Source organism: Aquimarina ulvae (assembly GCF_053613295.3).
In genome coordinates this window covers 652,161-667,678 of the sequence record NZ_JBSIBP030000001.1, presented here as the reverse complement: position 1 = coordinate 667,678, position 15,518 = coordinate 652,161, and the positions used below count along the sequence as shown (strand labels likewise).

Below are 15,518 nucleotides of genomic sequence, written 5' to 3'. Positions count from 1 at the left end.
AAGAATTAGGAGTATTTTCTAATGATGAATTGAATTTTTGGTAGATAAGAGTCTCCAAAAAGATTTAGATGCACTAATAAATAGTACAATTGCCAAATTTCAAGTCTTGGTTTCCAACCGTCTATTAATGGAAAAATCTCATTATAGGACGCAAACAATTCCTGATCAAAACCTCCAAAAAGATGCATCATTGCAATATCCATTTCTCTGGGAGCATACGCTACAGCAGGATCTAGTAAACAAGGAGCACCTTTGGCATCAACCATAAAGTTACCATTCCATAAATCACCGTGAATCAAACTTGATATTTCTTTAGGGATTTCAGTTTCTATAGTTGCATAAAACATATCTAAATTTTTAAAGGCGAAGCCTTTTTCTACAGCCATTTTAAATTGCGGTTGTAATCGCTGGCTTATATAAAATTCAGAAGCAACGGTATGTTTCATATTATACTGTGGTAGACTACCAATATAATTATCACTTTCAAAACCAAAATAAGGTGAACTAATCTTATGTAAATCTGCTAATTTTTGTCCGAACACAGTCCAAAAAGTGCTTGTTTGCTTTCCTGTTTCTATATATTCCAGCAGTAAAAAAGAATCCTCCTCGTATTTTCCATAATGCAGCACCTTTGGAATGGTAAAAATAGTTGCTTTTCTTAACTCCTGTAATCCTTTTACTTCTGCTTCGAACATTACTGGAAAACTGGTCGCACTATTTAGCTTAACAACCAATTTTCTGGTATTTAATTCTAATATGAAGACCTCATTAATATCACCTCCCGAAAGCGGTGTTAACGTTGTAATTTTTTCAGAAAAGCGGTTTTCAATGTGTGCTATGAGTTTTTTTGAAAGCAAACTAAATTACTTTTTTTTATAAGTTACATAGGTAAAAGCGTACTCATGTCGCTCATCAGCACCGTGCATTTCTTTATTTTCAACGGTCCAGATTTGGGAGTCAATCTCAGGAAAAAAGGTATCTGCTTCAAACGTACCATGTACTCTTGTAAGCTCTATGCAATCGGCATATTCCATTCCGATTTTATAAATTTCTCCGCCACCAATAATAAATGGCTGCGAATCATTTTTTGCTATTTCTAACGCTTTCTTTATCGAATGTACAACTAATGCACCTTCTGGTTTGTAATCAGGATTTCTTGTAATCACAACGTGCGTACGATTTGGTAGTGGTTTTGGAAATGATTCAAAAGTTTTGCGTCCCATAATAATATGGTGCCCTGTAGTAAGTTGTTTAAATCGCTTGAAATCATCTGGTAAATGCCACACCAGATCGTTATCTTTACCTAAAGCATTATTTTCTCCGGCCGCCGCAATCATCGTAATTTTCTGATCAGATTTTGGAACTATCGGGGTTTCACTAATCTTAGGGTGTTGTTTTTTGATAAACTCTTCTTTCTTTCGAATTAGCTCTTCTTTTGGATACATTAAGTCTACGTCCTTTTGTATTAGCTCGATTTCTGCTTTTTGTTTTGCTATTAAGCGTTCCATCTGGTTACTTGTCCATTGAGCCCCCATAAACTTATGAAACAACCAAACATTACAAAAGTGCAATACAAAAAGAAATGCCCAGCAAATAACCACTATAACATACCAATTCGCGCCAAAAAACTTGATTTCTTTACCAAACCCGATAAGTAAATTAAGAATGACCAAAAATCCAGACCCGACTGCAAATACTATAAAATGCTGGAACAGTCTTTTCTTTTGAACAACGCGTTTGCGAGCGTGCTCGTACAATTCACGTTGTACCGGATCAATTTGTGGAGTTTCTTTTCTTTTTGAAAACATTTTAATAGTATCTTAGTAATGCTTGGATTAATTTATCCTAGTAAATATAACTGTTTTGCTAAAAAGCACTAAAATAACTTATGAAGAATTTAAGAAAAGAATTTCCTGTCCTTTCGCAAAATACCTACCTCAACACAGCATCTTCCGGGTTATTATATGATTCGTTACTAAACTACAGACAAGAACAAGATCTCGATTTTCTCATTGGTGGAAGCATGTTTCGAGATCAGCAGGAAAAAATGTTAAATACTGTAAGAAAATCAATTGGCACTTTTCTGGGTTGTAACCCAGAAAACACTGTTCTCACTCCAAACTTTTCTCTGGGTTTTAATACGGTAATCCAAGGGTTAGAAAAAAACAAAAAAGTACTGCTTCTTGATGAGGACTATCCGTCAATAAACTTTGCTGTTGTTAATAAAGGGTTTGAGGTTTGCTACGCTACAATAAATTCTTTATTAGAACAACAAATCGAAGAAGCTGTAGCTATACACAAACCAAATATTTTTGCTTTTAGCCTGGTACAATATATTAATGGTATTTCAGTCGATCTTGATTTTATAAGACAATTAAAACTTAAAAATCCAGACCTTCTAATCATAGCTGATGCTACCCAATTTTGCGGAACCAAGGTTTTTGATTTTAGTACATCTGGAATTGACATTTTGGGTTGTAGTGGCTATAAATGGCTATTAGGTGGATATGGTAATGGTTTTATGTTATTTAAAGATGATGTCATGGATCATATCACTCCCAATTCTTACAAAAAAGCCGCTTCTCGTACTGAGTATGATTATTCATATACACATTTACGTGCCAGATACGAATGTGGTCATCTGGATACATTGAACTTTGGTAGTCTACAATATTCTCTTCAATTTCTTTCTGAAATTGGACTTTCGACAATCGAAAAAAAGATCCAAGAATTGACTGCTTACACAAAAAGTGAATTAACAGGTTTAAATTTGATCGACAAAGATGTGATCAAAAGAACTAATCACAGTTCTATTTTTAACATAAAGGGAGATCAAAAAATATATAACTCGCTAAAAGAAAAAAACATTGTTACTTCACTTCGGGGTGATGGTATAAGAATAAGTCTTCATTTTTATAATACCAAAGATGATGTTGTCAGATTAGTCGAAGAACTATATCGTTATCGTTAATAACTTACTGAAAATCCGATAGTTTACTCTTTATTTTTTTCATGTTTTGTACTAATTTCACTTAAAATTTATTAATAGACACATAAATTAAAACTAAAGTCATGGCAATATCTAAGCAATACTTAAAGTCAAAGCCTATTTGTAAAGTAACATTTTCGGTTCCAGCAAAGGAAGCTACTTCTGTAAGTGTAGCAGGAGAGTTTAATGAATGGGATACTGAAGCTACTGTATTAAAAAAGCTAAAGAATGGCACATTTAAAGGAACCTTAAATCTTCCTAAAGATCAAAAGTTCGAATTTAAATACGTTGTAGATGGACGATGGACCAACGAATCTGATGCGGATGGATTTCAGTGGAATGATTTTGCCGCTGCAGAAAACAGTGTACTAGTACTTTAAAAAATTTCGTTGGGGTTGTAGTTGTTATTCTACAACCTCAATTCCCTTCCAGAATGCGACGTAATTTTTTATTTGTTTTGCCAAGTCACTAGTTTCTGGATAATACCAAGCGGCATCCTTATTTTCTTTACCACTTACGTCTATCGTATAGTATGATGCAACGCCTTTCCAAGGGCAATTGGTATGGGTTTCGCTTGACTTAAAAAACTCCTTTTTAATGGATTCAGGAGGAAAATAATGATTGTTTTCAACCACCTTGGTTTCATTACTTTCTGCAATCACCTGATTATTCCAAATTGCTTTCATAATTTCAGTTTTAATTAAAAAAAACTATTCTGATTTTTTGAACACATAATTTTTATAATAGTGGTTTTTATCTGTAAAGGACTCTAATATGTTTAGCCCTGATTCTTCTGCCAACCACTTCACTGTATCGTCATCATATTTCTGAGAAATCTCTGTATGTATACTTTCCCAAGCCTCAAAATGGACTTGTAATGATAAACTATCAATATCGACTGTTTGTTTTTTGGTGCTAACTAGATAACTTTTTGCCGTGCCACTTTCTGGATCATACACTTCCCAATGTGTAAATGCATCGAGATCGAAATTCCCTCCAAATTCTTTATTGATCCTTGCTAAAACATTCTTATTAAATGCGGCAGTCACCCCTTTTTTATCATTATAGGCATCTAAAACTTTTTGAGGATCTTTTTTTTGATCGAAACCCATAAAGATCAGATCATCTGGGTGCATAGCAGCATGAAGCTTTTTCAAAAACTGAATAGCTCTGGGGTGCAATAAGTTGCCGATATTAGACCCTAGTACCATAATCACTTTTTTGCGATTACTAATATGCTGTAATCTATCCAAAACTTCGAAATACTCTCCTATTTGCCCCTGAACATCCAATTGTGGTAATTCTTTAGAAAGATTTTTGACCAACCCATCAATTGCATTTTCACTGATATCGATCGGATGGTACGTAACAGGGTGCTTTTGATCAAGTAATTCGTTTAGTAACACCTTGGTCTTTTTACCATCTCCAGCACCTAACTCTATGAGATCAAAACCCTTTTTATCCATATCAAAACTCTTAAGGATATCTTTTTTATGCAACTGAAAAATATCATATTCTGCATTGGTAAGGTAATACTCAGGCAGCTCCATGATCTGTTGAAAGAGTTTATCACCTATTTCATCATAAAAAAATTTAGACGATAAATATTTAGGAAAAGTGGTAAGTCCCTCGTGTACTTCTTTACCAAAAGCACAAGTCAAGACATTTTGATCTTTTGAATTCATGTAGTAAGATTATTTATTTTTTACTAATCGCAATCCATTAAATTGCCATCTTAATTGTGGATGGAAAAAATTGCGATATGTAGCTCTTGTGTGATTCTTGGACGTCGCTACAGAACCGCCTCTAAGTACTTTTTGATTTACCATAAACTTACCATTATACTCGCCTAGGGCTCCCGGTGCTTTCGTATAGTTGGGATATGGCACATAAGCACTTTCGGTCCACTCCCATCTTATACCCCAATCAAAGTATGCTTGAGCAGCTTCCCATTCAAACTCTGTAGGTAGTCGTTCTCCTTTCCATTGTGCAAAGGCAAAAGCTTCATAATAGGAAATATGTGTTACTGGAGCATTATGCTCTAAAAGTTTCAATCCTCCTAATGTATATTGATAAAAATCTCCATCAATTTTGTGCCAATATAATGGTGTTTTTATATTTTCGTTCTGGATCCAATCCCACGCTTCTGCGTGCCATAAGAGACTATTTTGGTATCCTTTATCATTAATAAACTCTACGTATTCTTTATTCGTAACCAGCGTATCAGCTATACTATATTCCTGAAGAAAGACTTTGTGAATTCCTAATTCGTTATCATAACAAAATTCTTCTCCTTTATAACCGATCGTGTATATCCCTTCTTTCATAGTGTGATATGCCACAGAAGGTGTTGTCTTCGGGTTTTCTAAGAATGCATCATTATACTTAGGAAACAAGGGATTATTTCCCAAAATATACTTAATATCGGTTAACAATAATTCCTGATGCTGTTTTTCGTGATGAATCCCTATTTCTACAAGACCTCTAACTTTCGCGTTATCGATTTGAGTTAACAAAGAATTTAAGTGGGTGGTTACATAATCTCTATACTCATACACTTCGCTTACTGTTGGTCTAGAAAGATTTCCTCTATCCGTTCTAATTACTCTTTTTCCAATGCTTTCATAATAACTATTAAAAACAAATGCAAAATCTTCATGAAACCGAGCATACCCTGATTTATATTTAGTAAGAATAAATTCTTCAAAAAACCAGGTAGTATGGCCCAAATGCCATTTTGGAGGAGAAACATCAACTATAGGTTGAACCACATAATCCTCGACTTTCAGTGGAGAACAAATTTCTTCTGATCGAGTTCTGGTTTGTAAAAAGGAAGAAAGTATATTATCAGTAATTACCATAAAAAAAAGTGTATTCGATTTACGAATACACTCAAATTTAATGATTATTATCCTTTTGTAACTTTATAACAAAGTTAATCCAATGTTAAATGTCTCTAATTATTTACTTAGGCTTAATGAAAGTTATAGGTACTTCATAAGCAATCGCAATGGGCTTTTTACCCCATTTTCCAGGTTTCATCTTAGGAATTGTCCTTATGATTCTAACGGCTTCTCGTTGCAAGTATCTATGACCACCTTTTACATCGATCACTTCAGACTTTCCCTTATTATTTACAATAAACTCTACAGTTACGGTACCCTCTAACCCATCTTTTTCTGCAATTTCAGGATATCTGAAATTTCTAATAATATGGTTTCTCAAATTATTATCAAAACATTTTATAGGGCCTTGTCTGGAGTCTTTACATTTAGGCCATATTGGAGTAATCCCTTTTTCATTGGCATTTTCTTTAGACAGAATAATATTATCCTGAGCAAATAAAAATGATGAGGATAACATTATTGTAATAAGTAGTAGTTTCTTCATTGTATCTTCAGTTTAAATTTTGGGGGTTAAACTGCAACTGCACCTTTGATATGGGGATGCGGATTATAGTCTTCCAACACAAAGTCATCAAAAACGAAGCCAAAAATATTTTTTACCTCCGGGTTTATCTTTATTCTAGGTAATTTTTTCGGCGTTCTTGACAACTGTAATTCTAATTGTTCTATATGATTATTATAAATATGAGCATCACCAAATGTATGTATAAACTCCCCTGCTTCATATCCACATACTTGTGCTATCATCATAGTAAATAAAGCATAAGATGCAATATTAAAAGGAACTCCTAAAAAAATATCAGCACTTCTTTGATACAATTGACAAGATAATTTTCCATCCGCTACGTAAAACTGAAAAAAAGCGTGACAAGGTGGTAGCGCAGCTTTACCATTTGCAACATTTTCAGAAAAAGATTTTGAAGTATCCGGCAAAACACTTGGATTCCAAGCTGAAACCAACATTCTTCTACTATCAGGATTGTTTTTTAAAGCATCTATGATCTCCTTAATTTGATCGATTTCATCACCATTCCAATTTCGCCATTGATAGCCATAAACTGGTCCTAAATCTCCATTTTCGTCTGCCCATTCATTCCAAATACGGACACCATGTTCTTGCAGATACTTAACATTGGTATCGCCATTAAGAAACCACAACAATTCATAAACGATTGATTTGAGATGTAATTTTTTGGTAGTCACCATCGGAAAACCTTCACTCAGATCGAACCGCATTTGATATCCAAAAACACTTTTTGTACCAGTACCGGTTCTATCTTCTTTTTCATTGCCATTTTCTAGTACGTGGCGTACCAGATCAAGATATTGCTTCATACTCCCTTTCTAAACTTTCTAATGGATTATTTACACTTTATTAATTCTCCTCAAATATACAAAAAATAGGGTTCCTGATATCCATTAAAAGCTGGATTATGAAATAGTTATAAAACCTTTTTTAGAATTACATTTTTAATAAGAAAAGAGTCTATTTTTTACCCAATAATCATTCCGGCTATGGTAGCTGATAATAATGATGCGATTGTTCCTCCGATCAGTGCTTTCATACCAAACTCTGATAGTGTTTTTCGTTGCCCGGGAGCAAGTGAACCAATCCCTCCTATCTGTATTCCTATCGAAGCAAAATTTGCAAAACCACATAACATATAGGTAGCCATAATAACCGATTTATTATAGGTTAAATGAGTTACATTTGTCACATTTTTTAAATCTGCTAATTGTATATAACCAACAAACTCACTAGCTACTAGTTTTATTCCTAGAAGTTGACCCATTAAAGCTATATCTTCTTTAGCAACTCCAATCAACCACATTAATGGCGCAAAAATATATCCCAAAATAAGTTCTAGGGATAGACTTTGGTACGCTGTATTTGATGCTATCCAAGTATTTATAGAGGTAACGTCTCCAACCCATCCCAAAATTCCATTAAACATGGCGATAAAAGCTACAAATACCAATAACATCGCCCCAACATTTACAGCTAGCTTTAAACCTTCAGTCGTTCCGTTTGCTATAGCGTCTAAAATATTAGATCCAATTTTTTCTGAAGAAACATATACGTCTGTATTAATTTCTTCCGTTTGCGGAAATAGTATTTTAGAGATTACTATGGCTCCTGGAGCTGCCATTACTGATGCTGCTAATAGGTGTTTTGCAAATTGCAATCTTAAAACTGGGTCGTCTCCTCCTAAAAACCCTATATATGCTGCGAGTACAGCTCCTGCAACGGTCGCCATGCCACCAATCATAACCAATAGCATTTCAGACTTATTCATTTTTTCTAAATATGCTTTAATTAGTAGAGGTGCTTCCGTTTGACCTAAAAAAATATTCCCTGCGACACTTAAACTTTCTGCTCCAGATATTTTTAGTGTTTTGGTTAAAAGCCAAGCCAAACCTTTTACTACTTTTTGAATAATACCTAAATAAAATAATAAGGAGGTTAAGGCTGAAAAGAATATAATTGTTGGTAATACTTGAAAAGCGAATATAAAACCAAAAGTATCCATGTCTACGACCAAACCTTCAAAAAGAAATTTACTTCCTGCTCTAGTAAAATCTAAAACACTCACAAATAGGCTTCCAACCCATTCAAATATGGTCTGAACAAAAGGTATTCTTAAAACTCCAATGGCAATAATTAGTTGAAACACGACACCTAATCCAACAGTTTTCCAGTTGATGCCCTTTCTATTACTACTAAACAAAAAAGCTATAATTAATAACACAGCCATTCCTAAAACACCTCTCCATAGACTTGTAAAAGAAAAACCTTGACTAGGTATCAACCGCTCACCATCAACTAAAGGTGGAATTTCTGTTCCTTGTTTTTCTGAAATGAGGGAATATGAAAGGTTATTTTTTGATAAAACCAAAGTAGAATCAGTGATACTATGTATTTTGTATTTAATAATTGAATCTTCAGCTTTGTCAGGAAAAAATAGCAATACATTATTTTGAGCCAGATAATCTCCTTGCAACTTTTCTGATTCATTATTAAATGCATATGAAAAAAAACCTTTATCTAAAGTCAAATAATCATTATTCCCAACTTTCCACAAAGTTTCTGGTGTTCCTTCTATATTTTTTAAAATCCATTTTTTTTCAATAGATTGAGCCGATACTATGGTAACTGCGAATAATGATAATAGGAAAAATAGTAGTCCTTTTTTCATAAAAATAGAGGTAATATTATAACATTTAAAGGTGTGTGGTAAATAGGATTAACCTCGTTTTGAAATTTCATCTCTAATTCTTGCGGCCAATTCATAATCTTCATTAGTAACAGCTTGTTCGAGCATACGATTTAATTCTTCCAGAGATAAATCCTGATAGCTGGCTTCTTTTCCTACCATTTCGACACCCTCTGAAACCAACTCGTCCACCAGGAGGCTTTCAGGATCATCTTCCCCATCTTTCTTTGGGTTTACTTTTAGATAAATCCCTGCTTGATCCAAGATATTTTTGTAAGTAAATATAGGTGCTTGAAAACGTAAAGCCAATGCAATTGCGTCACTAGTTCTTGCGTCTATAATCTCCTCTATTTTATCCCGTTCGCAAATAATACTAGAGTAAAAAACTCCGTCCACCAGCTTATGAATAATCACTTGTTTAACAACTACTTCAAATCTATCAGCGAAATTTTTAAACAGATCGTGCGTTAGCGGACGAGGAGGTTTTATTTCCTTTTCCAATGCTATTGCTATGGATTGTGCTTCAAAAGCACCAATAACAATTGGTAATTTTCTCTCTCCATCCACCTCGCTTAAAATCAATGCGTAAGCACCATTTTGGGTTTGACTGTACGATATTCCTTTTATGTTCAGACGAACTAAACTCATAGTAATTTCAATAAAAAAAGGCTGTTTGAACAAATGGGCTTTTACCTAAGTTCAAACAGCCCTTGATTGGGCACAATTTATGAAAATTATGCGTTATTCGCTTTAAATTCCTTTAATTTTTCGATTAACTGGGGTACTACTTCAAAGGCATCCCCAACAATTCCATAATCTGCAGCCTTAAAGAATGGTGCTTCTGGATCATTATTGATTACTACTTTTATCTTACTGGAATTGATACCTGCTAGATGTTGAATAGCGCCCGAAATCCCTATAGCAATATATAAATTAGTGGCTACTGGTTTTCCGGTTTGACCAACGTGTTCTCCGTGTGGTCTCCATCCCATATCACTAACTGGCTTAGAACAAGCAGTAGCTGCCCCAAGAACATCAGCAAGTTCTTCTATCATTCCCCAGTTTTCTGGTCCTTTAAGACCTCTACCGCCAGAAACTACAACTTCCGCATCTGCTATGGATACCTTGTCTGTTGCTTTATCAACCGATGTTACATTAACTGTAAAATCTTCTTCAGAAAGTGATGGCTCAAAAGCTTCAGTAGCAGCTGCACCTGAGGCCTCTTTTAATCCAAAGGCATTATTCGACAAACCTATTAGTTTAACATCTGTTGTAATCTCAGTGATATTGAATGCTTTATTTGTAAAAGCGGATCTCTTTACGGTAAACGGGGAAATACTTTCTGGTAAGGATACAACATTAGAAGTATATCCAGCATTAAGATGTACTGCTAACATTGATGCTAAAAATTTACTATCAGCACTAGAACTTACTACTACTACTTTGGCACCTTCTTTTTCTGCTGCTTGTTTTAAAGAATCTGCATATGCTTTGGCATTGAAAGTAGCCAACTTATCATTTTTAACGGTTAACACCTTGTCTACTCCATAGTTACCAAGCTCACTACTATCTTCCACATTAAAGCTAACAGCAGTAACTGTAGTGCCGAGCATATTAGCTACCTCTTTTGCATAAGATGCTACTTCGAAGGCCGCTTTCTTTAATTTTCCTCCTTCACTTTCTGTGTATACTAAAACTGACATATATACTATTTTTTATATTAAACCTATTAATAATTAGGTATTTATTTAGACTATTATATTGCTTTAGCTTCGTTATGTAATAACTCTACTAATTGACCTACGTTATCTGGAGAAACCAGAGTAACCTCTCCTTTGGGAGCTGGTTTCTCAAATTTAACAGCCTTTGTTTCTGGAGTAGTTTCTACAGGCTCTACAACTGTTAACGGCTTTTTACGAGCCATCATAATTCCTCTCATATTAGGAATACGAAGATCACTTTCTTCTACTAATCCTTTTTGACCTCCAACAACAAGTGGCAATTTAGCAGTTGAAGTTTCTTTTCCTCCGTCAATCTCACGAATAGCAGTTGCTGTATCTCCTTCTATTTCCAACCCGATACAAGTATTTATAAAATTAGCTCCAGTAAGTGCGGCAAGCATACCCGGCACCATACCACCGTTGTAATCAATTGATTCTCTCCCCGCGATTATCAGGTCATATCCTCCATCCTGCACTACCTTAGTCAACTGTTTTGCCACATAAAAACCGTCGGTAGCCGCAGTATTTACTCTAATCGCATTATCCGCTCCAATTGCCAAAGCTTTTCTTAGTGTTGGTTCTGTTTCAGCACCTCCAACGTTTACTACATCGACAGATGCACCTTGTTTTTCTTTAAACCACATAGCGCGCGTCAAACCAAATTCATCATTTGGATTGATAACAAACTGTACTCCGTTAGTGTCAAACTTAGTGTCACCTTCTGTAAAATTAATTTTAGAAGTTGTGTCTGGCACATGGCTAATACAAACTAATATCTTCATTTTATATAGGTATTTTTTGAGAATTTAATAATAAAAGCGAAAGTACAAATAAAATGTCGAATTTACTATGCACGCATAATAAATTTTTCATAATTCAATGATTAGTAAAGGGTATTATTGCTACTTTTGCCTTTCGTGTAGCACAAAAATAATTATTTTATAAATGAAAACGATACAATTCAGAGAAGCAATTTGCGAAGCAATGAGCGAAGAAATGCGCCGAGACGAATCCATATATCTTATGGGTGAAGAAGTGGCAGAATACAATGGAGCTTATAAAGCTAGTAAAGGAATGCTTGATGAGTTCGGCGCAGATAGGGTAATTGACACTCCTATCTCTGAACTTGGATTTGCCGGTATTGGTGTTGGTAGTGCTATGAATGGTAATCGTCCTATTATTGAATTCATGACATTTAACTTCTCTTTAGTAGGTATTGATCAAATTATCAATAACGCTGCAAAAATGCGGCAAATGAGTGGTGGTCAATTTAATATTCCAATCGTTTTCCGAGGTCCTACGGCATCAGCCGGACAATTAGGCGCAACCCATTCTCAGGCTTTCGAGAATTGGTTTGCGAATACACCGGGCTTAAAAGTAGTTATTCCTTCCAATCCTAAGGACGCCAAAGGTTTATTAAAATCAGCTATTCGTGATGATGATCCTGTCATTTTTATGGAAAGTGAACAAATGTATGGAGACAAAGGAGAAGTGCCTGAAGGAGAATACACCATACCATTAGGAGTTGCAGAAACCAAAAGAGAAGGTACAGATGTGACCATTGTTTCTTTTGGGAAAATAATTAAAGAAGCCTATAAAGCGGCAGATGAGCTGGCTAAAGAAAAGATATCTTGTGAAGTTATTGATTTAAGAACTGTACGCCCGCTGGATCTGGATACGATTTTCGCGTCAGTTAAAAAAACAAATAGATTGGTCATTCTTGAAGAAGCATGGCCGCTTGCTAATATTGCATCTGAAATCACCTATCAAGTACAATCCAATATTTTTGATTATCTGGATGCTCCTATCATAAAAATAAATACGGCAGACACTCCCACACCTTACTCCTCTGTTCTGTTTGAAGAGTGGTTACCGAATAGTAATGATGTTGTAAAAGCTGTCAAAAAAGTAATGTATAAATAAAATGAATCCCGTTCCTTTACGTTTCATTAAATTTGCATTTGTTTTTAAAAATTTAAAAGTGGCCTAAATATTGTAGGCTACTTGAACTTCACATCAATTATTACACATTTATAAAGATATTAGATGAGATATTGGGTTTTAGGGTTTATATTTTTTGCTGTTAGCAACTCCTTCACTTTTGCACAAACCAAAGTTAGTGGTTACGTTTATGATAGCAACAAACAAGCTGTTCCATTTGCCAACATTGTCTTTGTAAACTCCACCATAGGAACTATTACCGATGAAAATGGTAAATTTTATATGGAATCGGATGAAAGTTATAGCAGTATAAAAATTTCATTTCTTGGTTTCGAGACGAAATCTGTTAAGCTCACTAAACGAACTACTTATGGCATGGAAGTGGTTTTAGAGGAAGAAGCTGCGTCCTTAGATGAAGTAGTTATATACAAAGGAAAAACCTCTAAAAAAAATAATCCCGCTATTGATATTCTGCGAAAGATTTGGGATAATAGAAGAGAAAATGGTGTTAAAAAATTCAAACAATACAACTACGATAAGTATGAAAAACTAGAGTTTGACCTTAATACTATAGATAGCGCACTAGTAAATAGTAGGATTTTTAATGGTATGGAGTTTATTTTTGAAGATATCGATACTTCACGAATCTCTGGAAAAACATACTTACCTATCTTTCTGAACGAAGCTATCTCTAAGGTATATGGTGACAACGAGCTTAATGAGATAAAAGAAGTTCTTAAAGGAAATAAAAATGCGGGATTTAGTGACAACCAGACCTTAATCGCTTTTGTGAAGGATTTATACTCTGACTATGACATCTATGACAATTACCTAAAATTTTTTGATAAAAGTTTTACCAGCCCGTTATCCAGAACGGGGATAAGTGTATACAACTATATCCTATCGGACAGTGCCTATATAGGAGACAAGTGGTGTTATAATATCATTTATTACCCTAGAAGAAAAAACGAGCTTACTTTTAAAGGTGATTTTTGGGTAAATGATACTACATGGGCAATTAAAGAAATTAATCTAGAGGTTACCAAAAGTGCCAACATTAACTGGGTAAAGGATTTATATATTGAACAAGAATTTGATGTATTGAACGACTCTATCTTTTTAATTACCAAGGACTATTTTCAATCCGACTTTGCGTTTAACAAAAAAGAAAAATCCAGAGGGGTTTACGGTAAGAGAACAACACTGTACGACAACTATAAATTTGACCAAAAGAAAGACAAAAAATTCTACCAAAGTCAGGTAGATCCTTACAATCAGGACATTTATAATAGAGATGATTCCTTTTGGTCCAATGCAAGGATGGAAGAATTGAATAAGGACGAACAGAAAGTTTATAAACTGCTGGATACTTTAAGAACAGTAAAAGCTTTTAAAAGGCTATATAATGTAGGAACCATATTAGCTACGGGATATGTAGAATTTGAGGGATGGGATTTTGGACCTTTATTCTCTACTATTGGTTATAATACTATTGAGGGATTTAGATTAAGAGCCGGAGGTAGAACGTATTTTACAGCAAATGATCAATGGAGGATAGAAGGCTACGGCGCTTACGGTTTTCGAGATAACAAATTTAAATATGGCATTTCAGGAAAATATCTCGTGGACAGAAAATCGAGATTAATTGTTTCTGCTGGTAACCGAAGAGATGTAGAACAGTTGGGCGCAAGTCTCACCAACACGAATGATGTAGAAGGTCGAAGTTTGGCATCCTCCTCAATCGTTGCAACCGGAGATAATACCAGACTAACCTCAATCAATCTATCTGCTTTTTCTATGCAAATAGAGCCAAGAAAAAACTTCACAATTGGAGTAACTGGTTCATATAGAACCCTAAAACCCGCCGATAGAAACTTATTCAGTCTTGATTTTTTTGATCCAGACACTGGTGAACTTAAAAAAGAGATAAAGCAAGCAGAAATTTCAACTACTTTAGCCTATTATCCAAAAAGAAAAACCACGGGTTATGGAGTAGACAGAGTCATTATAAATGATGGAGATTATGCACAACTTTTCCTAAACTACGCTGTAGGTCTAGACCATATTCTGGAAAGTGATTTTGAATATCAAAAGCTTCAGTTTTTCTATCGCCAACCTTGGAACATTGGTGGTTTTGGAGTTCTGAACAGTTCTATTGAGATAGGAAAAACCTTTGGAGAGGTTCCGTTAGGACTTTTAAGTGTTGTACCAGGTAATCAAACATACCTCTCTATTCAGAACACCTTTCCTTTACTAAACTTCTATGAATTTGTTACCGATACGTATGCTTCTGTTCATATGGAACACAACTTCAACGGAAGAATTTTTTCGAGAATACCGTTGCTTAGAAAATTGAACTTACGAGAACTTGTGGGCATTAGAGGTGTATGGGGCGAAATTTCTGACGAAAACATACTCTTAAGTCAGCCATCTAATGAAATACTAATTGCTCCAGACGATGAAATATATTGGGAATATAGTCTAGGAGTAGGAAATATCTTCAAAGTCTTCCGAATTGACTTCCATTTTAGAGGGAATTATTTTGATAACCCTGATGCTCGTGACTTTGGGGTAACTGGTTCATTTGGTTTCTACTTCTAAAAATTAACTGCAAAACTATTTTTTGTTTGTTACCATATTTTACGTTTCCAGATCAAATTAATTTTTACGAAAAGCTTTTAGATTACCTTATCATTAAAATTTGGCTTGAAAACATATAATTTTTGATCATATATTTTAACCAACC

The 15,518-nt window shown here is 34.7% G+C and carries 15 protein-coding genes; 4 read left to right on the top strand and 11 right to left on the bottom strand.

The window, feature by feature from the left end; genetic code table 11:
* Positions 1-5: 5 nt before the first annotated feature.
* Positions 6-857: a fructosamine kinase family protein gene (locus ACWGOQ_RS02925; RefSeq protein WP_452057055.1), complete on the bottom strand. Its 852-nt coding sequence runs from the start codon at positions 855-857 to the stop codon at positions 6-8.
* Between the two features lie 6 nt (positions 858-863).
* On the bottom strand, positions 864-1,808 hold the full coding sequence (locus ACWGOQ_RS02920; protein WP_452057054.1) for a dihydrofolate reductase: 945 nt from the start codon (positions 1,806-1,808) through the stop codon (positions 864-866).
* An 80-nt stretch (positions 1,809-1,888) separates the two neighbouring features.
* On the opposite strand from ACWGOQ_RS02920, the gene ACWGOQ_RS02915 reads away from it, so the two are divergent.
* Positions 1,889-2,971: an aminotransferase class V-fold PLP-dependent enzyme gene (locus tag ACWGOQ_RS02915; protein ID WP_452057053.1), complete on the top strand. Its 1,083-nt coding sequence runs from the start codon at positions 1,889-1,891 to the stop codon at positions 2,969-2,971.
* 101 nt (positions 2,972-3,072) lie between these two features.
* Entirely contained in the window at positions 3,073-3,369 is a 297-nt protein-coding gene (locus ACWGOQ_RS02910) for an isoamylase early set domain-containing protein (protein ID WP_452057052.1), read from the top strand.
* 24 nt (positions 3,370-3,393) lie between these two features.
* Here ACWGOQ_RS02910 and ACWGOQ_RS02905 read toward each other — a convergent pair whose 3' ends face one another.
* The 9 genes from ACWGOQ_RS02905 to ACWGOQ_RS02865 form a co-directional block, all read right to left on the bottom strand.
* On the bottom strand, positions 3,394-3,675 hold the full coding sequence (locus tag ACWGOQ_RS02905) for a DUF427 domain-containing protein (RefSeq protein WP_452057051.1): 282 nt from the start codon (positions 3,673-3,675) through the stop codon (positions 3,394-3,396).
* Between the two features lie 24 nt (positions 3,676-3,699).
* Positions 3,700-4,674, bottom strand: coding sequence for an L-histidine N(alpha)-methyltransferase (gene egtD, locus ACWGOQ_RS02900; protein ID WP_452057050.1), 975 nt, complete (start codon positions 4,672-4,674; stop codon positions 3,700-3,702).
* A 9-nt stretch (positions 4,675-4,683) separates the two neighbouring features.
* A complete protein-coding gene (egtB, locus tag ACWGOQ_RS02895) occupies positions 4,684-5,850 on the bottom strand; it encodes an ergothioneine biosynthesis protein EgtB (RefSeq protein ID WP_452057049.1) in 1,167 nt (388 codons plus the stop codon).
* A 103-nt stretch (positions 5,851-5,953) separates the two neighbouring features.
* Positions 5,954-6,379 carry an energy transducer TonB gene (locus tag ACWGOQ_RS02890; RefSeq protein ID WP_452057048.1) on the bottom strand — a complete coding sequence of 142 codons (426 nt, stop codon included), beginning with the start codon at positions 6,377-6,379 and terminating at the stop codon, positions 5,954-5,956.
* Between the two features lie 26 nt (positions 6,380-6,405).
* Positions 6,406-7,230: a thymidylate synthase gene (locus ACWGOQ_RS02885; RefSeq protein ID WP_452057047.1), complete on the bottom strand. Its 825-nt coding sequence runs from the start codon at positions 7,228-7,230 to the stop codon at positions 6,406-6,408.
* 158 nt (positions 7,231-7,388) lie between these two features.
* Positions 7,389-9,092 (bottom strand): NupC/NupG family nucleoside CNT transporter, encoded by a 1,704-nt coding sequence (locus ACWGOQ_RS02880; RefSeq protein ID WP_452057046.1) that lies wholly within the window; start codon positions 9,090-9,092, stop codon positions 7,389-7,391.
* 48 nt (positions 9,093-9,140) lie between these two features.
* Positions 9,141-9,758, bottom strand: coding sequence for a bifunctional nuclease family protein (locus tag ACWGOQ_RS02875; RefSeq protein WP_452057045.1), 618 nt, complete (start codon positions 9,756-9,758; stop codon positions 9,141-9,143).
* 86 nt (positions 9,759-9,844) lie between these two features.
* Complete coding sequence (locus ACWGOQ_RS02870; RefSeq protein ID WP_452057044.1) at positions 9,845-10,813, bottom strand: electron transfer flavoprotein subunit alpha/FixB family protein; 969 nt, start codon at positions 10,811-10,813, stop codon at positions 9,845-9,847.
* A gap of 53 nt (positions 10,814-10,866) precedes the next feature.
* Positions 10,867-11,613, bottom strand: coding sequence for an electron transfer flavoprotein subunit beta/FixA family protein (locus tag ACWGOQ_RS02865; RefSeq protein ID WP_452057043.1), 747 nt, complete (start codon positions 11,611-11,613; stop codon positions 10,867-10,869).
* A gap of 163 nt (positions 11,614-11,776) precedes the next feature.
* On the opposite strand from ACWGOQ_RS02865, the gene ACWGOQ_RS02860 reads away from it, so the two are divergent.
* Together ACWGOQ_RS02860 and ACWGOQ_RS02855 are read left to right on the top strand one after the other, a co-directional pair.
* Positions 11,777-12,754 (top strand): pyruvate dehydrogenase complex E1 component subunit beta, encoded by a 978-nt coding sequence (locus ACWGOQ_RS02860; protein ID WP_452057042.1) that lies wholly within the window; start codon positions 11,777-11,779, stop codon positions 12,752-12,754.
* Positions 12,755-12,877: 123 nt separating this feature from the next.
* Positions 12,878-15,373 carry a DUF5686 and carboxypeptidase-like regulatory domain-containing protein gene (locus tag ACWGOQ_RS02855; RefSeq protein ID WP_452057041.1) on the top strand — a complete coding sequence of 832 codons (2,496 nt, stop codon included), beginning with the start codon at positions 12,878-12,880 and terminating at the stop codon, positions 15,371-15,373.
* The last annotated feature ends 145 nt before the right edge of the window (positions 15,374-15,518 follow it).